Source organism: Xanthomonas sp. LMG 8993, from assembly GCF_009835065.2.
In the GTDB taxonomy this organism is placed as follows: domain Bacteria; phylum Pseudomonadota; class Gammaproteobacteria; order Xanthomonadales; family Xanthomonadaceae; genus Xanthomonas; species Xanthomonas arboricola.
In genome coordinates, this window is the sequence record NZ_QVIF02000001.1 from 104,745 (window position 1) to 125,343 (window position 20,599).

The following is a 20,599-nucleotide window of genomic DNA, read 5'->3' on the forward strand; positions in this document are numbered from 1 at the left end:
CGTTCGACCCGAGGTCTGCGCAATCGCGCTTCGCCCGTCAGACGATGTTCGCAGGTACGGCGTTGCGTGCCGGCAGCGTCCACGCGTGGATGAGTCCGCTTGCGGAGCGTGGAGAGGGCCTGGATCGCCGCATCTGGCTGAATGCCAGCATGAGCCAGCAGTGCCGCAGTGCACGCAAGCCATGTCAAAATAGCGATTCTTTAACTTCCTCAACTCCCTGCCAGGATCGCAAGGACCGTTTGCATGCGCACCTTGTTCCGCCCCTCATTGTGGGCGCTCGCCCTCGTCTGTAGTCCTGCCCTGAATGCCGCATCGCGGCCCGCCGCCGTGCCCGCGCGTGCGCCCGTGGCTGCGACTGCCGCGGTTGGCACCGATGCGGTGGCCAGCGATCCGGGCGTGCCGCTGCCGGCCACGCTGAAGCCCGGCATGGGCTACCGCGCGTTTGCGCAGGCGGTGATGGAGCAGGGCTGGCAGCTGGTGGATCCGCTCGCCGCCGACAGCTGCATGGCCGCCGGCGATTGCGCCGTCGAGTTCATCGCACCCGGCGGCAGTGCACGCCTGCAGGTGCAGGTTGGCTCGCAGTCCGGCGCGGCGGTGGTCAGTGGCTGGCGCGCGCAGCAGGTGCCGCTGGATCGCATCGGCAACCCCACCGCAGCGGCGGTGGACAGCAAGGCTGCGCCGGCCGCGTCCAAGGTGGCCGACAACCCGCGCTGACGCGGTGCGCCGGCGTCTTAGGCGCGCGGCGTATCATGGCGCTGCATGCGCTGCATGCGCTGCATGCGCTGCGGCCTGCATTGGTGGCGCGCGTCAGCGCCAGCTGCGTCTTTCCTGATCCCGAGTCCAGTCCCGCATGACCTCCATGAAGAGCATCGATCCTGCCGATCTGGAAGCGTTGTTCGATGCGGTGCCGGACGTGCTGTTCTTCGTCAAGGACCGCGAGGGCCGCTATACCCACGTCAACCAGACCATGCTGCGGCGCCTGGGCCTGAAATCGCGCAAGGAATTGATCGGCAAGCGCGTTGCCGAGGTCTATCCCAGCGGGCTGGGTGCAAACTACGCCAATCAGGACGAGCAGGTGCTGGCCGGGGAAGTGATCGACAACCTGCTGGAACTGCATCTGTTCGCCAACCGCGAACCGGGCTGGTGCCTGACCTGCAAACGTCCGCTGCTGGTCGACGGCAAGGTGCAGGGCATCATCGGCATCTCGCGCGATCTGGGGCCGCAGGACGGGCACGAATCGCAGTACGAAAAACTGCGGCTCGCGCTGGCGTACCTCAACGCCAACTACGCGCAGAACGTGCGCATGCAGGCGCTGGTGGAGATCACCGGGTTTTCGATGTCCAAGCTGCAACGCTCGTTCCGCAAGGTGTTTCAACTCACCCCGCAACAGGTGCTGGCCAAGCTACGCCTGCAGATGGCGATGCATCTGCTGCACGGAAACAAGAGCCTCACCGAAATCGGGCATGCCTGCGGTTTCAGCGATCAGAGCGCCTTCGCACGGCAGTTCAAGCTGGCGGTCGGCATGACGCCACGCGAGTATCGCGCGCTGGCGAACGCGGCGCAGTTTCCTGCCGAACCGGCTTAGCGCATCCGACAAGACGACTGCTCAGCTGCTGAATTAGCCGAGCACGGCTCCTCTGTAATGCTTGCGGGGAACTGCGTGAATCCATCGAGATTCCGGGTTGCAGTTTCGTTTGGTAGATGCAGTCGAAAGCCTGGTTCGTCGAGTGTGCGGCGCCCTCACCGCTTGCGGGACACGCCGTGAATCCGTCCATGGAGGCTCGGTGGCGGCATCCATGCCGCCACACGGTCCCGCAAGCGGCGAGGGCACCGCACCAGATAGTTGGTCGGCTGTTTTCCTGAAAGCTTGTTGCTCAGCCTGGGCAGAAGAGAAGTTGGTAGGTCACGTGTTGAAAGCCTGTCGGCTACCCCGCTTGCAACGGAGAGTCGTTAAGAGCTGGTCGCGCCCAGAGCAATCCGCCCAGCGCACCGCATGCTCTTGCTTGCAACCGTGCACACCGACCCTCTCGACGGGTCCTTGCCCGCCCACCGTCGCGGGACCTTACGCGGCATGGATGCCGCGTAAGAGCCTACACGGACGTACTTGCGGCGTGTCCCGCGAGGGTGGGCGGGCAAGGGCCTCGCAGCCAAACCGCAGCCCGCCGCTCTACTGCCGACCTGGTCGCGCGCACCGACACCCCAAAGACACGACCGAGCAACGACATAAAGACAGCCAGGATTCCAAGTCGCAGCATCGTTTAGTAGACGCGGCCAAAAGAATGGCTGAAGGCCGGCCGTTGCACAGGACGCGTTGATCTACTGCTGAAGATGAGTTGCTATCCGCATCAACGACTTGGGCGCGAACGACGTGGAGTCGTTCGCGCCCAAGCCTGTGCAGCCTATGCGGATGCGGTTACGCCAACATGCGCACCTTTGGTTCGCGTGCCCACTGGCGGGTCTTGGCGGCAGTGATGAATGCCTTGGTATCTGCCGCCGCGATCACACCCGCGTCCTTACCGACATTGCCGGCCTTCAGCAGCAGCTGCGCGCCATCGTCGAAGGCGATTGCCTTCAGATGCGCCCACGCATTGCTGACAAAATCCAGCGCCGCCGATTCGCGTGTCAGCGCCTTGGCAGCTTCCGACGACAACACCACTGCCACTGCATCGAACACCACCGAGGGTGTGCCGGCCAATTGACCATCTGCAGCCAGTTGCTTGCCGTCGCTGAGCTTGGCGCCGCCCAGTTTCGGCGCAACGATCTTGACCGTAGCACCGGCGGCTTCGGCGGCCTTGCGCACCTCCTTGATCGTCGCTGCATCGGAGCCATCGTGAATCAGGATGCCGACCGTGCGGCCCTGCAAGGTGTCCTTCATCTTGCCGATCAGCTGCAAGGCAGGCGACAGCGGCATGTCGGTCGGTGCGACCGCAGCCGGCGGCGCCGGCGGCAACGTGGTCATGCCCATGCCATCGGCCACACGCTGTGCCAGCGTCGGGTCGATGTGACGCAGGTGACCGACGATGGCTTCACGCACGTGCGCGGTCTCCACCTTGGACAACTCGAACACCAGCGCCGATGCCATATGCGCCTGTTCCGGTGCGGTCTGGCTGCGGAAGAACATGCGTGCCTGGCTGTAGTGATCGGCAAAACTTGCTGCGCGTACGCGGCCCTTGGCGCCGTCTTCGGCCGGTGTCGCATGGCTGGGGAATCCACGCAGCGCCTCACGCGGTGCATCGGCCTGCAACGAGCTGGGTTCGTAGGCGACACGGCCCTTGGGGACGCCCATCTGCATATGGCCGTCGCGCTGGTTGTTGGCGAACGGGCACTTGGGCGCGTTGACCGGGATCTGGTGGAAGTTCGGTCCACCCAGGCGGCTCAGCTGCGTGTCCAGATACGAGAACAGGCGGCCCTGCAGCAGCGGATCGTTGCTGAAGTCGATGCCGGGCACGATGTTGGCCGGGCAGTACGCGACCTGCTCGGTCTCTGCGAAGAAGTTGTCCGGCCAGCGGTCCAGCACCATGCGGCCGACGATCTGCAGCGGCACCAGTTCTTCCGGAATGACCTTGGTCGAATCCAGGTGATCGAACGGGAATGCATCGGCTTCCGCCTCGGTGAACAGCTGCACGCCCAGCTCCCACTCGGGGAAGTCGCCGCTCTGGATCGATTCGAACAGATCGCGACGATGGAAGTCCTGATCGGCGCCGGCGATCTTCACTGCCTCGTCCCAGATCGTGGACTGCAGGCCGAGCTTGGGGCGCCAATGGAACTTGACGAAGGTGCTGTCGCCCTTTTCATTGAGGAAACGGAAGCTGTGGATGCCGAAGCCTTCGATCATGCGCAGCGAGCGCGGAATGGTGCGATCGCTCATCGCCCACATGATCATGTGCATCGACTCGGGGCTCAGCGAGATGAAGTCCCAGAAAGTGTCGTGCGCACTGGCAGCCTGCGGGAAACCGCGGTCCGGCTCCATTTTCACCGCGTGGATCAGGTCCGGGAACTTCATCGAATCCTGGATGAAGAACACCGGGATATTGTTGCCCACCAGATCCCAGTTGCCTTCCTTGGTGTAGAACTTCACCGCAAACCCGCGCACGTCGCGCGGCGTGTCCACCGAGCCGGCACCACCGGCAACGGTGGAAAAACGCGTGAACAGCGGCGTCTTTTCGCCGACTTCGGTGAAGATCTTGGCAGTGGTGTACTGGCTCAACGACTTGGTCAGCTCGAAATAGCCATGCGCCGCGCTACCGCGTGCGTGCACGATGCGCTCGGGGATGCGCTCGTGATCGAAGTGGGTGATCTTCTCGCGCAGGATGAAGTCTTCCAGCAACGTCGGCCCGCGCGGCGTGGCGCGCAGCGAGTTCTGGTTGTCGCCAACCGGAATGCCCTGGTTGGTGGTCAGCTGCGGATGCGTGCCGCCGGCCTTCTGATGCAATTCATCGCCCGTGCCGCGCAACGTTTCGGGAGTTGCGCTGACAGCAGCGGTGGACGGAAGTTGCGCGGACTTGCTGGGGGACTTGGGCATGGGACTCCACTCTGGCGGGCTTGAAATGCGGGCTGATCCACTGAGCCTGGGAGGGGCGCTGTTAAGTGCATGTGTCTGCATGCGAACGAATACTCACATGCAACCAAAAGCTTGCGCTGGATCGCAGCCGTCCGATGCGTCGGTCACGCAATGTGCCGACGCACGTCTGCAAGCGCATGCAGCGAACGCGACCGTTACATGCCGACTACAGCAGATCCAGCGGCTGCTTGCGCGTCGGTGGCGGGAACGCACGGTCCAGTTCGGCAAGGTCCTGCGCGTCCAGGTGCAGCGTGCACGCAGCTGCATTCGCGCGCACATGCGCGGGCGTTCCCGATTCGGGAATGGCAATGACCTGGCCGCTGCGGATCGCCCATGCCAGCGCTACCGCAGTTGCGGCCACGCCGCGTCGCTCGCCGATCGCGTGCAGTACCGGGTGATCCAGCAATGCGCGGCTGCCTAGCGGCGAATACGCCATTACCGTCACCTCGTGCTGTGCGCACCACGGCAGCAGATCGAACTCGATGCCGCGGCTACCGGCGTGATACAGCACCTGATTGACCAGGCAATGCTGCCCGCCCTCGATCTCCCACAGCTCCTGCATGTCCTCCACATCGAAATTCGATACGCCCCAGTCGCGGATCTTGCCGGCATCGCGCAAGGCCTCGAAGGCATCGACCACCTCGCGCAGCTCGCTGCCGCCGCGCCAGTGCAGCAGATACAGATCCAGCGTGCGCACGCCAAGCCGCTGCAGGCTGGCCTCGCAGGCACGCGCGATGCCGCGCGCGCTGGCATTGCTCGGCAGGACCTTCGATACCAGATAAGGCCGCTGCGCGCTGTCCATGGCCTGGCCGATCAGTTGCTCCGACCGTCCATTGCCATACATCTCGGCGGTGTCGATCAGGCGCATGCCCAATTGCTGGCCTGTCTGCAGCGCATCGATCTCCTGCTGCGGCGGGTGTCGTCCCTGGCCCAGGTTCCACGAGCCGAGCCCGAGTGCCGGCACGCTGCGTCCGTTGCGCAGGCGCACCGTGGGGCAGGGAGATGAGGTGGAAACGGACATGGGTGGCTCCTGATGATGCGATCAATGCGAGTGTGACTGTGCCGGCGTTGCTGTCGCGTGCGGTGGTGTCAGCGTTGCCTGTGCATCCCAGAACGTGCAGCGATGCCGTTGCGCGAAGTCGGGCGTTGCGCCGATCCTGCCGGGCGACAGCGTCAACGGAGCGTCGCCATCGAAGCGCGGCCATTGCGGACGGCCAGCCCCGTTCGGATCGCCGGTGCGCGCAAACGCGCCCCAGTAATCCTGCAGCGTATTGGCGAAGGCCTGCTGCGCCGGCGTGAACGCCGGCTCGCCACTGAGTACCCACGGACGCTGGAACAGGTACACCAGTTCGGACGCGTGATACGCGCCCAGCGGATGCGAGAACGGCAGGCGCAACAGGCCGTAAGGCGCCTGCGGGTTGTCGAATTCGTACGCATACACCGGCGCGCGGGTGTGCAAGGCCTGGCCCAGCCTACGTGTCGGGCAGGCGAATCCGCCATCGGTGACGATGTCGGCAAATGCATCCCAGCGCGATTGCGCGGCAACGTCCGCGTAGCGCGCCATGATCGCGCTAGGGTCGGCATGCATGCGCTTGAGGCGTGCCTCATAACCGCTGCGCAGGTTGAGCTTGCCGATGTAGGACAGCAACTGCGCAAACAGCCGCCCTTCGTTGCGGTTGGTGCCGATCAGCACCGGCACCTGCGCATGTTGCAGGTTGGCGATCGCCTTGGCGGGCGGCAACGGCAACACCTCGCCGCCGGACATCGGCGCCCACGCATCGCTGCCGGTCAGGCCACGTCGCTGCGGTTTTGCGTCGGCCACGCTGTCGGCAGGCAATGCGCGCAGGCACGCGGCAACATCGCCTGAGCGCTCGCAGCCAAGCGTCTGCGCCATGCGCACACCGCCGCGCTCGGCTTCGGCACGCGGCAGGCTGGAATCGCTGGCCAGGCAACTGCCGCTCTGCAGGATTGCGCGTTGGAACAGACCGGCCGCGCCCGGTGCGGCCAGTTGATAGCAGATGCTCCAGGCACCGGCCGATTCACCGAACACGGTGACGTTGTGCGCATCGCCGCCGAAGGCGGCGATGTTGCGCCTGACCCAACGCAACGCAGCCTGTTGATCGAGCAATGCATATGCGCCTTCGCCCTCGCCACGCAGCGCCGGATGCGCGAAGAAACCGAACACCCCCAGCCGGTAATTGGGCGCCACCACGATGACGTTCTGCCGCGCCGCCAATGCACTCAGGTCGTAGTCGACATTGCTGCCCAGCTCCAGCGCGCCACCGTAGATCCACACCATCACTGCGCGCGGATGCGCCGGCGCAGGGCCGGGTGGCGCATAGACGTTGAGGGTGAGGCAATCCTCGGACACCTGCTTCTGCCCGAAGCGATAACGCGGCAGGCACGCCGGCCCGGCCTGGGTGGCATCGCGGACTCCCTTCCAGGCGGGCGCCGCCTGCGGCGCGCGAAAGCGCAATGCGCCCACCGGCGGCGCGGCGAACGGCACGCCCAAGAACACCCGCCCCTGCGCGCCGGCAACACCGCGGACTGCGCCGGCATCGGTCTGCACCACCTCGGCCTGCGCATCGGCCGCGTGCACCAGCGCCGGCACCTCGCCAGGGCGGCGGGGCGCGCACGCGGTCAGCGTGCAGGCCACCAGCAGGAGGATGCCGAAGTGTTTCAGCTGAAGCATGCGCAGGTCTGCCGTGTGCGTGAGGACGTCCGCCATCATCTCCACCGCACGTGTAGGGCAGGCAAACGTGTGGTTGGTAGGGCTCCGGCATGAGATGGCCGGGTACACGTGTCGCCGAGGATTGGTCAGATATCGCTGCCTACGACGTATGTGTATCTACTCGCGCAGTCCTCATGCACGAGTGTTGATGCATCCGCCGGCGAGGGGCAGATGGCATCGCTGTCGCCTGGTCGAGTGCGGTGCGATGAGCGCAGCACGCGCCGGAGGGCAATCTTTCATCGCTGCCCATGAAGAGCCGGCTATCGCCCTGGCTGTGACAAACGCAAAACCTGTGTTGGCGGCAGCGCCGTCCCGTCCCGGCACGGCAACAAAAAACCCAGCCGTGTGACCGGCTGGGTTTCGCGTTTTTACCTGGTGGTGGCGCTTACGCCTCCACGTCGTCCTTGTACGCATCCACCGGGATGCAGGCGCACATCACGTTCTTGTCGCCGTAGACGTTGTCCACGCGCGCCACCGGCGGCCAGTACTTCTGCTGCTTGAGGCTGGGCAGCGGGAAGGCGGCTAGTTCGCGCGGGTAGGCGTGGGTCCACTCGCTGGCCGACACCTGGGTGGCGGTGTGCGGGGCGTGCTTGAGCGGGTTGTCGTCGCGGTCCAGGCGGCCGTCTTCGATGGCGCGGATCTCTTCGCGGATCTGGATCATCGCGTCGATGAAGCGGTCCAGTTCGTGCTGCGATTCGCTTTCGGTCGGCTCCACCATCAAGGTGCCGGCGACCGGGAAGCTCAGCGTCGGCGCGTGGAAGCCGAAGTCGATCAGGCGCTTGGCGATGTCTTCGGCACCGATGCCGCTGGTCTTTTCCAGCGGGCGGATGTCGAGGATGCACTCGTGCGCCACCAGGCCGTTGCGGCCGGTGTACAGCGTCTTGTAGTGCGGCGCCAAGCGCTTGGCGATGTAGTTGGCATTGAGCAGGGCCACCTGGGTCGCCTTGCGCAGGCCGCCGCTGCCCATCATGGTCACGTACATCCAGCTGATCGGCAGGATCGAGGCCGAGCCGTAGGCCGCCGCGCTGACCATGCCGCCAATGCGCGAGGAGTGTCCACTCCCGCTTTCGGAGTTGAGTCCGCCGCCATGGATGGCGGCAGTTTGACCTTCGCCGGCATGGATGCCGGCACGAGGCAGGTATGGCGCCAGATGCGACTTCACCGCGCACGGGCCCACACCCGGGCCGCCGCCGCCATGCGGAATGCAGAAGGTCTTGTGCAGGTTCAGGTGCGACACGTCCGAGCCCCACTTGCCGGGCTTGGCCACGCCGACCAGGGCATTCATGTTGGCGCCGTCGGTGTAAACCTGGCCACCATGCGCATGCACCGCTTCGCAGATCGCCACCACGTCCTCTTCGAACACGCCGTGGGTGGACGGGTAGGTGATCATCAACGCGGCCAGACGCTCGGAGTACTTTTCCGCCTTGGCGCGGATGTCGTCGACATCGACATTGCCGTTGGCATCGCACTTGGTCACGACCACGGTCATGCCGCACATCTGCGCCGACGCCGGGTTGGTGCCGTGGGCGGATTCCGGAATCAGGCAGATGTCGCGATGCGCTTCACCGCGCGCGCGGTGATAGGCACGGATCGCCAGCAGGCCGGCGTACTCGCCCTGCGCGCCGGAGTTGGGCTGCAGGCTCACCGCGTCGTAGCCGGTGCATTCGACCAGCATCGCTTCCAGCTCCTCGATCAGCTGCGCATAGCCAGCCGATTGCTCGGCCGGGGCCAGCGGATGGATTGCGCCGAATTCGGGCCAGGTCACCGGGATCATCTCGGCGGTGGCGTTGAGCTTCATCGTGCAGCTGCCCAGCGGGATCATGGTGCGATCCATCGCCAGGTCCTTGTCGGCCAGCGAGCGCATGTAGCGCAGCAGTTCGTGCTCGCTGTGGTGGGTGTTGAACACCGGGTGTGTCAGGAACGCGCTGCTGCGCAGCAGGCCCTGCGGCAATGCGTCGGCGGTGGCGGCATCGAGTGCGTCCACATCCGCCTGCGCGCCGAACAACGCGGCCAGCGCGACCACATCGGCGCGCGTGCTGGTTTCATCCAGGCTGATGCCGACCGCTTCGCTGTCGATCGCGCGCAGGTTGATGCCGGCGGCGCGGGCCTTGGCGTGGATGGCCTCGGCATCGATCGCCTTGACGTGCAGGGTGTCGAAGAACTGCTCGCCCACGGTGACACCGGCGCCGCGCAGGGCGGCGGCCAGGATCGCGGCAAGGCGATGCGTGCGCCGCGCGATGCGGGTCAGGCCCTCGGGGCCGTGGTAGACCGCGTACATCGAGGCCATCACGGCCAGCAGCACCTGCGCGGTGCAGATGTTGGAGGTGGCCTTCTCGCGGCGGATATGTTGCTCGCGCGTCTGCAGGGTGAGGCGGTAGGCCGGGTTGCCGGCGGCATCGATCGACACGCCGATCAGGCGGCCCGGCATCGAGCGCTTGTAGGCATCGCGACAGGCCATGAACGCGGCGTGCGGGCCGCCGAAGCCGAACGGCACGCCGAAGCGCTGCGAATTGCCGACCACGATATCGGCGCCCCATTCGCCGGGTGCGGCGATCAGGGTCAGCGCCAGCAGGTCGGTGGCCACCGCGACCAGGCCGCCTTGCGCGTGCACCGCATCGGCCAGCGCAGCGTGATCGCCGATGTGCCCGAAGCTGTCCGGGTACTGCAGCAGCACGCCGAAGCACTCGGCCTGCAAGGCCTCTTCCGGCGTGCCGACGCGCAGCACGATGCCCAGCGGCTCGGCGCGGGTGCGCAGCAGTTCCAGCGTCTGCGGGTGCACCGCGTCATGCACAAAGAAGGTGTCCGACTTCGACTTGGCCGAGCGCTTGGCCAGCGTCATCGCTTCGGCCGCGGCAGTGGCCTCGTCCAGCAGCGAGGCGTTGGCGATCTGCATGCCGGTGAGGTCGGTGCACAGGGTCTGGAAGTTGATCAGCGCTTCCATGCGGCCCTGCGAAATCTCGGCCTGGTAGGGCGTGTAGGCGGTGTACCAGGCCGGGTTTTCCAGGATGTTGCGCAGGATCACCTTGGGCGTATGGGTGCCGTAATAGCCCTGGCCGATGAAGCTGCGCTGCACCTGGTTCTTGCTGGCGATGGCGCGGATCTTGGCCAGCGCCTCTTCTTCGGTGATCGCCTCGGGCAGCGCCAGCGCCGCTGGCGACTTGATGTTGCCGGGCACGATCGCATCGGTCATCGCATCCAGCGAGGCGTGGCCGACCACCTCCAGCATCTGTGCGATTTCTGCGTCGTTGGGGCCGATATGGCGTTCGACGAACGCACTGTGGTGTTCGAGGTCGCGCAAGGAAGACGTGGTCTGGGACATGGCGGGCATCCGGGGCAGGGGGCAGACGAATGGTCGACGGCCACCGGACCGGCGTGACGCGCGCAGCGCATCACCTCCTGTCGCAGCGACAGTCTTCCTCGCGCCCCTCTGTCCTTTTGCCTGAGAGTTTAAGAACGCGGCATGGCGCTGGGCCTGCCTGCGTTCCGTGCCCCTTCGGCGCCGGCATCGGCCGGTCTCTCCAGAGTTGTACTGCGGATGGTATCGGGCCTGAGCGATTACGGGCTGTTGCGCCTTCGGCAGCGGCAGTGCCGCTTCTCCCACCGTGTTGCCGGCCGATTATAGCCTGCGTGCGCACGCGCCGGAGCGCACGCGGCAGGCCATGCGCTCGGGTTTGCTTAACCTTGCAACGGCCAGCGCCTATCATCGACGCCCTTGTGCTCATCCCGACGCCGCCCCCAGGGCGGCGCCGGCGTGCGTCCCCCCGATGCACCACGTTTCGGATCCCTGCATGACCCCCACCACGCCTTCCACCCGTCGCATGGCGCTGCTGCTCGCCGGGTTGGCGATGTTCGGCCCGTTTTCCATCGACACCATCTTCCCGGCGTTCTCGCGGCTCAGCCGCAGCCTGGCGGTGGACGAGGTGGCGATCCAGCAGACCATCAGCGTCTATCTGCTCGCCTACGGGCTGATGAGCATCGCGCACGGCCCGCTGTCCGATGCCTGGGGCCGCAAGCGGGTGATCCTGGGCGGGCTGGTGCTGTTCATCGCCGGCTCGGTGGGCTGCGCGCTGTCTCAGGACCTGCCCACCCTGCTGGCGTTCCGCGCACTGCAGGGGCTGTCGGCCGGGGTAGGCATGATCGTCGGGCGGGCGGTGATCCGCGACCTGTTCCAGGGGGCGGACGCGCAACGGCTGATGAGCCAGGTGTCGATGATCTTCGGCATCGCCCCGGCGATCGCGCCGATCATCGGCGGCTGGATCCTGCTCAGCGGTGCCGGCTGGCCGCTGATCTTCTGGTTCCTGGTGGCGTTCGGGCTGGTGCTGCTGGTGGCCACGCTGACCTGGCTGCCGGAGACCCACCCGCCGGAGGCGCGCACGCCGCTGCAGCTGCGCCGCCTGATGCACGACTACGTGCGGATCGGCTTCAACCCGCGTTTTCAGCGGCTGGCGGCGGCCGGTGCGTTCAACTTCGCCGGCATCTTTTTGTACATCGCCTCGGCGCCGGTCCTGATCATGCGCCACCTGCACCTGGGCGAGGGCGACTTCGCCTGGCTGTTCATTCCCACCATCGGCGGCATGACGCTGGGCTCGTTCCTGTCCGGGCGCATGGCCGGCAGCATGGACCCGGTGCGGCAGATCCGCATCGGCTTCATCTGCTGCGGCGTGGCGGCGCTGGCGAACCTGGGCTACACCATGACGGCGGCGCAGATCGCGCTGCCCTGGGCGGTGCTGCCGATCTTCCTGGCCGGCGTGGGCATGGCGCTGATCTTCCCGATCCTGGCGCTGGCGGTGCTGGACATGTACCCGCATCAGCGCGGCCTGGCCTCCTCGCTGCAGGCCTTCACCCAGCTGATGACCAATACGCTGGTGGCCGGGGTGCTGTCGCCGCTGCTGAGTGAACACCCGCGCCATCTGGCGATCGGCATGACCGGTTTTTTCCTGCTGGGCTGGCTATTCTGGCGCTGGGAACGCCGCAGCGGCCGCCGTCTGCGCCGCCGCCAGGCCGAGGAGGCAGTGCCTCTGGAGCCGGCGGACCATCTCTGACCTCACAGGAGCCTGCATGTCCACCGATTCCAAGCTGCGCCGCGATGCCCGCAAGCGCGCCGCCGAGCGCCAGCGCAACCAGGCCGCCGCCAATCCCGCGCCGGTCTCGCCGATCGAGCCGCATGCCGAACTGCGCGACCAGCAACGCACGCTACTGGCCGGCATCGTCCGCCGCGACGGCGAATGGGTGCTGGGCATGGACGGCCGCATTGCCGGCGAAAGCACCAGCGCCGCCCAGGTGCTGGCCCTGATCATGCGCGCGGCCGAGCTGCACGAGCGCCAGGGCACGCCGGTACGGCTGACCTATTCGGATGCGCTCAAGGACGCGGCGCATGCCGAGGCGGCCGCCGACGGCAGGGATTTCGAGGCGTTCCGGATCGAGTTCGCGCAGAAGCTGGTGCCCGCGCGCACCAACTGAGGTCATAACGCAGCGGTGTCGGCGAGGCCGGCTCCGAACACGGCCCATTCCGCGTCAGCGGGCCGTGTTCGGTGCTGACCTGCGCCAGCGCTTGGCTGTGGATCAGCCGGCGCGCTGGATCAGCGCGCCGGAGCCTGTCGCTGGACGTCCTGCTGCTGCGCCTGTTCCTGCGCGGCGGCGTTGCGATCCTGCTCGGCGCCCACTGCCTGCGCGCGCTGCAGGCTGTGGTCCACCGGCGTCTGCTGCGCGGCCTGGGCATCGAAGGGTCCGCGCAGGTGCGCCGGCGAATCCAGCGCTCCCTGGACCACGAAGCCCTGTGCCGGGTCGCGGCCGAGCACCACGTGGTCGACGCGCTGCAGCCCGTGCTCGCGTGCGGCCACCAGCGCGCCGGCTGCCAGGCGCTCACTGTCCGCATCGGGTACGCGGCCGCGCGCGGCTTCCAGCTGCTCCACCGCTGCGGTGCATTGGGTCAGCAGCGCATGGTCCGGACTGGCCGGATTGCGCGGATCCGCCGCCGCGGTTTCCGCAGCCGCCTGGCGCGGAAGCGCCTCGGCATCGATGCGCTGCAACCGGCCGTCGTATGCCCCATCGGCGCCGTCGGCGATGCGCTGCAGCCGCTCGACGAACGGATACGGCTCGCCGCCCACATTGCGGGCCATCGCGATCGCGAAGCGTTCGGGTGACTGCGGTGCGGCGTTGCGGTCGCCGACCAGCGCCGTCAGCGAGCTGCCGCCGATCCTGCCGGCTTCGACGCTGGCCTGGGTCTGCTGCATCAGCGCCTGCATCTGCGCCTCGCTGAAGGCCAGCGTGGTCTTCTGCCCTGGCGCAATCGCACCGGTGCCCGCCATGTCGCCGCTCAGCGCGCTGTTGAGATTCTGTGCAATCGCCTTTTCCTCGCTGGCCTCGTTGCGCCCGCCCAGGCGTTGCAGCAGCCCCGGCGCGGCGACATCACCATCGATCTCGAAGCGGTAGCTGCGTTCCTGCACGCGTTCGGTGTCGTTGCCGTCGTACTGGCGCACGATCGTCAGCGGCACGTTGCCGCCGTATTGCAGCTGCTGCACCACGGTGTAGCCGTCCTGGCCCGGTGTGCTGATGCGCACCTGGCTGCCCTGATTCCGGTTGCCGGCCACATCGGCGCTGAGCGGGCCCAATTCCAGCTGCAGACGCTGCTGCGAGCTGAAACTGATCCGCTCCACCGTCTGTAGCTCATCGACGCCGGGCACGCCCGGTGCCATCTTGCCCTCGCGCACAAAGTCGCCCATGGCTGCGCGCGCACGCGGATCGGCCAGGTCGAATTGCGCGCTCTCCACACGCGACTGGCCCAGGGCGTCGGCGCGCCCGAGCAGGGCCTGCGCCGGTCCCACCTTGACGCCAACGGCGTTCACTGCCTCGATGGCTGCATTGGGCCCGGTCACCACACGCACGTGGCGCTCGTCCACGCGCTCGATCAGGTAGCTGCGGCCGCTGGCTTCGGTGATCTCGCTTTGCATGGTGAGGTGTTGCAGGCTCGCCGAGGCGTCGCGCTGGGTGTAGGTCTGCGTGTCCATCACCGCGCGCGCGCCGATCGGCAGGCTCTCCGGCTGCAGCGGATTGACGCGGGTGGCCGCTTCTGCAGGCTGGTCTGCACCGGGCAGCGTCAGTGCGTAACGCATGCGCTGCCCGGCACTGGTGCTGGTCTCGATGCTCAGCTTGCTGTCGCCGAGCTTGGTCTGCAGGCGTTGCTGCTGGCCGGTGTTGGCGTCGGCCTCGAGGTTGAAGGTGGTGGTCTTGGCTTCGGCGTCGCTGAGCTTGCCCAGGCCGAGCGAGCGGCTGCTGCGCAGGCTGTTCTCGCCCAGTGGCTGCGTCGGACTGCCGCTGCTCTGCTCGCTGGTATGGGAATACTTGACCGTCTGATCTTCGGGGCTGAGCTCGATGTTGCTGCCGCCCACTTCCAGCGCGTAGTCGCTGCTCTTGCTGCTGTAGATCGGGTCGAATGCGCGGTCGTTTGCGTCGTCGATGAACTGCTTGTTGCGGTCCGCGTCGCGCGGGTCCGGGCCGGTGGAGGTGTTGTTCACTGGATGCATCCTGCATGCTGCGCCGGTGCAGCGGGCGCGCAGTATATCGCCGGCGTTTTGTGCGTTTATCAAATCAACGTTATGCGGCGGCCAGGGTGAGGGCCGTCGCCTGCCGCAGGAAACGCGTGCGTCAGTGCGGTGCGGCAGGCACAGGCGTAGTGCTGGCGGCCGCGGGTGCGTTCGCCTGCCAGCCGCACAATTTCCCCTGGTTCTGCTGCTTCAGCCACTCGTTCATCGGCGCGAAATATTCCAGCATCGGGCCGGCATCCAGGCGGTCGTTGCCGGTGAGTTCCTTCAGCGTGGTCTGCCAGGGTTGGCTGGAACCCCGTTGCAGCATCGACCAGAACTTCTGCCCGGCGTCCTTGTTGCCGTAGAAACTGCACTCGTACAACGGGCCTTGATGGCCGGCGGCTTCGCACAGGCCCTTGTAGAACTGGAACTGCAGGATGTGCGCGAGAAAATACCGGGTGTACGGCGTGTTGCCGGGCACATGGTACTTGGCGCCGGCATCGAAGAACTCTTCGCCGCGCGGGCTCGCCGGTGCCACGCCCTGATACCTGGCTTTCAGTTCCCACCAGGCCTGGTTGTAACGCTCGGGGGGGATCGAGCCGTCGAACACGCCCCAGCGCCAGCGATCGATCATCAGGCCGAACGGCAGGAAGGCGATCTTGCTCAGCGCCATGCGCATCTGCGAATTGAGCAGCGCCTCGCGGCTGGTTTGCTGTTCGCCCACCATGCCGATCGACTGCAGATACTTGGGCGTCATCGCCAGCACGATGGTGTCGCCGATCGCTTCGTGGAAACCGTCGTTGGCGCCGTTCTGGAACAGTGGCGGTAGCGGGTTATAGGCCAGGTCGTAATAGATGTGCCCAAGCTCGTGATAGATGGTGGTGAAATCCTCTTCGGTCGGCTTGATGCACATCTTGGTGCGCACGTCCGCACCGATGTTCTGCGTCGCTTCGCCGCCCATGTTCATGTCCCATGCGCTGGCATGGCAGACCACGTCGCGGTCCAGCGGTTTGATGAACTGCGAACGCTGCCAATAGGTGTCGGGAAGCTTGGGCATGCCGAGCGAGGTGTAGAAATCCTGCGCACGTTCGGTCATCTGTCTTGCGGTGCGCAGCTGCGCTTCGCGCTCGGCCTGGAAGCGCGCGCCACTGCCACCCTCCGTGCCGGTGGTGCGCGCCAGCACCGCACTCAGGTTGCCCTGGTACTGTTTTTCCAGCGCAGCGGTGATGTCCAGGTCGCCGGCACCCGGGTACGGCTGCAGCAGGTCCCACAGATTGCTCCAGTCCTGCTGCCACATATTGCCCATCAGATGCGCCGGCAACATGCCGCCGGCGAGCTCGCCCTTGTCCTTGCCGTACTGCGTATCGAGCTTGCCGCGCGCATAGCACTGCAGTTGTGCGTATAGCGGCTTGACCTGGTCCCAGAGACGGTCGGTCTCGCTGGCCAGTTGCGCTGGCGGCATGTCGTAACCGCTGCGCCACAGCACGCCGACATCGGCAAAGCCCAGCCCGCGCGCGCCCTCGTTGGCGAGCTCGACAAAGCGCTGGTAGTCCTTGTGCATCGGGACTGCAGTGCCATGCCAGCCCTGCCAGGCATCCAGCTGTTCGGCGTAATCACGGCTGCTGGCCAGCACCTGTTCCAGCTCGCCAAGCTGGCGGCAGCGGCGTTGTTCGCCATCGCCCATGCAATAACTGGCCGCACCATAATCGCCTTCCATCTTGGCGGCGATCCGGGTGAGCTCTGCCAGCTTGGCCGGGTCGCGTGGTGCGGGCAGGGCGCTCATCAATTTCAGCAGTTGCAATGCACGCGCGCTGTCGGCCGACATCGGGGTGCCTGCATACTGCTTGGATTGTTCGATCCAGCGGTCCAGTTGCGCCAGCGAGCGTTCGTTGGCCTTGGCGGCCAGCAGCTGCGAGTCGCCGTTGATGTAGGTCGAAGACAACCATTGCGCGGCGGTGAGTTCTGGGTAAGCGGCCTTGTACTCGGCGCTGATGCGCGCGACGAACTGGTCGGCGCTTTCCTCCGGCGCGGTTTTGGTGGCAGCGGGCTTGGCGGGTGCTGCCGCGTCCTGACGGCAGGCCGACAACGACAGGGTGCCGGCTGCCACGGCCAGTGCCAGCCACAACAAACGAGGATTCACGGGTGGTCCTTGCGGTGAAGTCCGACGCAGGCTAGAGCGCGTCGAGGTTCACCGCAAGCGCTGTCACGGTGTACGCGACTTGGGTGGGCTGCAAATCCATCTGTGCTCGTCAGAGCAAGTGCCACATTGGCGTGCTCACCGCAGGCGGGCACGGCCGTTACCTGTTTGCTCGCGATGTACTGCCAGTTGCTTCAAGACTGGGGGACCGATGGCATTGGGTTGATGGAGCGGTGTAGGCGGATCAGTTGCAGAGCGGATGATCTGCCGCTTGGCTGCGGGGCCCTTGCCCGCCCACCCTCGCAGGACACGCCGCAAGTACGTCCTTGTAGGCTCTTACGCGGCATCCATGCCGCGTAAGGTCCCGCGACGGTAGGCGGGCAAGGACCAGTGGAGATGGTCGGTGTGCACGGTAAGAGCAGTGCGTGATGCGCGTTGTTCGATACTCGACGTCCGACACACGCGCGACAAGCAGCTTTTCACGAGATTGCTTTTGGTGTCGTGCTCCAAAGGACTGGACGACGCTGATGTATCAGCTGCAGAGCGGTTGATCTGCCGCTTGGCTGCGGGGCCCTTGCCCGCCCACCCTCGCAGGACACGCCGCAAGTACGTCCATGTAGGCTCTTACGCGGCATCCATGCCGCGTAAGGTCCCGCGAGGGTGGGCGGGCAAGGACCAGTCGAGATGGTCTGTGTGCACGGTAAGAGCAGTGCGTAATGCGCGTTGTTAGATGCTCGAAGTCCGACACACGCGCGACAAGCAGCTTGTCACGCGTTGTTTTGGGTGTCGTGCTCCAAAGGTCTGGACAGCGCGGATAGATCGGCTACAGAGCGGATGATCTGCGGCTGGGTTGCAGGGCCCTTGCCCGCCCACCCTCGCAGGACACGCCGCAAGTACGTCCATGTAGGCTCTTACGCGGCATCGATGCCGCGTAAGGTCCCGCGAGGGTGGGCGGGCAAGGGCCCGTCGAGATAGTCGGTGTGCACGGTAAGAGCAGTGCCTGATGCGCGTTGTTCGGAGTGTCGTGCGTCCGAAAATCTTTCCATCGCAAGTTGCGCAGCAAGTCTTCAAAAAAGAATCCGACCAACTTACTGGCGCGGTGTCCTTGCCGGCATGGATGCCGCCAGGGCGCCTCCACGGGAAGATTCACGGCGTGTCGCGCGAGCGGCTAGGGCACCGTGCCTTCGATAAGCCATGCTTGAAGAAATCCAGCTGCATTTATCCCGTGCATTGCGCGAACAGATCGCGCTCGCGCGCATAGGCGCTGGTCTTGACCTGCATCAGACCGAGCACCGACGGAAACAGCGCGTCCTGATCGGTGTACTGGCCGGCACGGTGGCGCAGGCAGGTTTCGTCCAGGCCGCGGTCACGTGCGAACTCCGGCGAGAACCACATCACCATCGGCACGTGGGTCTGTTCCTTGGGCGCGATCGCGTATGGCACGCCATGCAGGTAGAGGCCTTTTTCACCCAGCGATTCGCCGTGATCGGAGAGGTAGATCATCGCGGTGTCGTAGTCCTGCAGCCCGCGCAGCGTGTGGATGGCCTGGTTGAGGAAGTGATCGGTATAGGTGATGGAATTGTCGTAGGCGTTGACGATGTTCTGGCGGCTGCAACTGCCCAGGTCGGCGGTCTTGCACACCGGCTTGAAGCGCTCGAACTGTGCCGGGTAGCGCTCGAAGTAACTCGGCCCGTGGCTGCCGAGTTGGTGCAGCACCACCACGCGGTCGCCGGGCTTTGCGCGGACTTGCGCAGCCAGGTCGCTCAGCAGGATCTCGTCCATGCAGCGGCCATCGGCGCACAGCCCTGGCGTGGTGGCATCGTCCAGCTTCTGGATGTCCAGGCCATCGCAGACGCCCTTGCAGCCGGACTGGTTGTCGCGCCACAGCGTGGAAATGCCGGCATGTTCGAGCACATGCAGCAGCGACTGGTGGCCGCGGATCGTGTCCTCGTTGTAATCGCGGCGACCGAACGGCGAAAACATGCACGGCACCGAGACCTCGGTGCTGGTGCCGCAGGAATGCATGTCGGGGAAATTGATCACCCCGGCCTGGGCCAGCTCGGGCGTGGTCTGGCGCGCATAGCCGTTGAGGCCCCAGTTCTGCGCACGTGCGGTTTCGCCCAGCACCACCAGCAGCAGGCGCGGACGGCTTCCGGGTGCACGTGGTGTGGCCATGGCGTCGTGTTCGACCGGTTGCTTGGGCGCATGCTTGATTGGCGAATCGGATTTGAGGTTCTGCCGCAGTGCCACGATGTAGTTGATCGGCGTGGCCAGGTAACGTACCTCGCGGTGATTGCGCATCAACGCCGAGACGTCCTGCGACGACAGCATCGCGCCGGCCGCGCCGACCACTGCCACCACCAGCAAGAAACCGGCGCGGATTGCCAGTGATCTGCCGATGCTGGGTGCCTGCAGGCGCGTGCGCCACAACAGCGTGGCCGGAATCAGGAAGTAGCACAGCAGCGGCAGGATCAGGTCGGGCGTGAGCAGTTCGCGCGATTCCTTGTGGTCGGTATGCAGCACATTGCGCAGCATGTCCGCATCCAGGTAGACGTTGTAGCTGTCCATGTAGTGCGCAGCCAGCGCGGTGGTGAACAGCAGCAGCGTCAACAGCGGCTTGGCGTTCCAGCGCCACACCAGCAGGCCCAGCAATAACGCATGCACGGCCACCAGCAAGGCCATCAACGAGATGGCAAACCCGAGACTGCCCGGATGCGTGGCCATGGCCGTGTGCCAGAACAGCTGGTTGCACACCAGTGCGAAGAACAGACTCGACAACAATACCAAGGTTTCGGTCGAGACCGTCGGTCGCGTCGTCCAGCTCAGTGCGCGCAGGCGCTTGAACCCACGCGATTGCGGTAGATAGGTACTCATGCTGCATCCCCCGATTGCAACACCACAACATTGGCGCGATGCGGTCGAGCCAGCATCACGCAGTACAGTGCAAGTGCAGTTCCCCAACACACCGCCAGCGACCACAGGTCGTGCGACAGAAAATGCGCGCCGCGTAATTGCTGCGCAATCCCGAACAACAACCCTGCCGCGATGCCCAGCCACAATGCAGGAACACGCCACGCAGGACGTAGTGCCAGCGCACAGAAATACAGCGCCACCCACGCATAACCGGCGCTGGCGTGGCCTGCAGGAAAACAACCGGACGCAGCAATGCCGTGGCGCGATTCGAACAGCCCGATCATCTGCTGGGTGCCGCCGTAACGGCTCAGATCCCACGGGCAATCCATCGCCGTCCACGACTTGAGCAAGGACACCAGCGAGGTCGACAGTGCGATCGATGCAGCCAGATACGTCAGCGGCCAGCGCAGCACACGCAGGCGCGGCCGGTACCAGGCAATCAGCGCCAGCACCAGTACGCTGACAGCGCCGGCGGTGCTCAACCATTTGCCGACACGGTGAATCACGCCACTGGTGAACCAGTGGTCCTTGAGCAGCCACTGCCCACCTTCCAGGCGATACAGCGCATCGGCAACCCACTGGTCGCCGCCGGCGCCCATCAACAACGCGCTGAGCACGAGCACGCCTGCCAGCGGCAGCCATAGATGCCGAACGAGAAAGCGGGTTTGCGCAACGGTGGCTGTGCGCGCCAGGGCTGGTGCGTATACGGGAAGCGTGGTCATCGAAGCATCGGC

General features: G+C 65.8%; 12 protein-coding genes and 1 riboswitch. Of the genes, 4 read left to right on the forward strand and 8 right to left on the reverse strand.

Going from position 1 to position 20,599, the window contains the following annotated elements; genetic code table 11:
• Positions 1-243: 243 nt before the first annotated feature.
• Positions 244-714: a hypothetical protein gene (locus DYQ94_RS00380; protein WP_065031898.1), complete on the forward strand. Its 471-nt coding sequence runs from the start codon at positions 244-246 to the stop codon at positions 712-714.
• Between the two features lie 145 nt (positions 715-859).
• Positions 860-1,585: an AraC family transcriptional regulator gene (locus DYQ94_RS00385; protein ID WP_024939479.1), complete on the forward strand. Its 726-nt coding sequence runs from the start codon at positions 860-862 to the stop codon at positions 1,583-1,585.
• 828 nt (positions 1,586-2,413) lie between these two features.
• On the opposite strand, the gene DYQ94_RS00390 is transcribed toward DYQ94_RS00385, so the two are convergent.
• The 4 genes from DYQ94_RS00390 to gcvP all read right to left on the reverse strand — a co-directional run bounded on the left by DYQ94_RS00390 (position 2,414) and on the right by gcvP (position 10,611).
• Complete coding sequence (locus DYQ94_RS00390) at positions 2,414-4,522, reverse strand: catalase (RefSeq protein ID WP_160955129.1); 2,109 nt, start codon at positions 4,520-4,522, stop codon at positions 2,414-2,416.
• A gap of 205 nt (positions 4,523-4,727) precedes the next feature.
• Complete coding sequence (locus DYQ94_RS00395; protein ID WP_024939477.1) at positions 4,728-5,582, reverse strand: aldo/keto reductase; 855 nt, start codon at positions 5,580-5,582, stop codon at positions 4,728-4,730.
• 21 nt (positions 5,583-5,603) lie between these two features.
• A complete protein-coding gene (locus DYQ94_RS00400; protein ID WP_126967020.1) occupies positions 5,604-7,253 on the reverse strand; it encodes a carboxylesterase/lipase family protein in 1,650 nt (549 codons plus the stop codon).
• Positions 7,254-7,677: 424 nt separating this feature from the next.
• Positions 7,678-10,611: an aminomethyl-transferring glycine dehydrogenase gene (gene gcvP, locus DYQ94_RS00405; RefSeq protein WP_126967019.1), complete on the reverse strand. Its 2,934-nt coding sequence runs from the start codon at positions 10,609-10,611 to the stop codon at positions 7,678-7,680.
• Positions 10,612-10,709: 98 nt separating this feature from the next.
• A riboswitch (glycine riboswitch) is annotated at positions 10,710-10,824 on the reverse strand.
• Positions 10,825-11,080: 256 nt separating this feature from the next.
• On the opposite strand from gcvP, the gene DYQ94_RS00410 reads away from it, so the two are divergent.
• Both DYQ94_RS00410 and DYQ94_RS00415 read left to right on the forward strand, forming a co-directional pair.
• Positions 11,081-12,334 carry a multidrug effflux MFS transporter gene (locus tag DYQ94_RS00410; protein WP_024939474.1) on the forward strand — a complete coding sequence of 418 codons (1,254 nt, stop codon included), beginning with the start codon at positions 11,081-11,083 and terminating at the stop codon, positions 12,332-12,334.
• Positions 12,335-12,350: 16 nt separating this feature from the next.
• Positions 12,351-12,752: a hypothetical protein gene (locus tag DYQ94_RS00415; RefSeq protein ID WP_016901679.1), complete on the forward strand. Its 402-nt coding sequence runs from the start codon at positions 12,351-12,353 to the stop codon at positions 12,750-12,752.
• A 119-nt stretch (positions 12,753-12,871) separates the two neighbouring features.
• On the opposite strand, the gene DYQ94_RS00420 is transcribed toward DYQ94_RS00415, so the two are convergent.
• The 4 genes from DYQ94_RS00420 to DYQ94_RS00435 all read right to left on the reverse strand — a co-directional run bounded on the left by DYQ94_RS00420 (position 12,872) and on the right by DYQ94_RS00435 (position 20,587).
• Positions 12,872-14,806: an XVIPCD domain-containing protein gene (locus DYQ94_RS00420; protein WP_160955131.1), complete on the reverse strand. Its 1,935-nt coding sequence runs from the start codon at positions 14,804-14,806 to the stop codon at positions 12,872-12,874.
• A 130-nt stretch (positions 14,807-14,936) separates the two neighbouring features.
• Positions 14,937-16,955, reverse strand: a complete 2,019-nt coding sequence (locus DYQ94_RS00425; RefSeq protein WP_160955132.1) for a M2 family metallopeptidase — start codon at positions 16,953-16,955, stop codon at positions 14,937-14,939.
• Between the two features lie 1,215 nt (positions 16,956-18,170).
• On the reverse strand, positions 18,171-19,826 hold the full coding sequence (locus tag DYQ94_RS00430) for a phosphoethanolamine transferase (RefSeq protein WP_126967016.1): 1,656 nt from the start codon (positions 19,824-19,826) through the stop codon (positions 18,171-18,173).
• On the reverse strand, positions 19,823-20,587 hold the full coding sequence (locus DYQ94_RS00435) for a phosphatase PAP2 family protein (protein WP_126967015.1): 765 nt from the start codon (positions 20,585-20,587) through the stop codon (positions 19,823-19,825). Before DYQ94_RS00435 ends, DYQ94_RS00430 begins: the two co-directional genes overlap by 4 nt.
• Between the last annotated feature and the right edge of the window lie 12 nt (positions 20,588-20,599).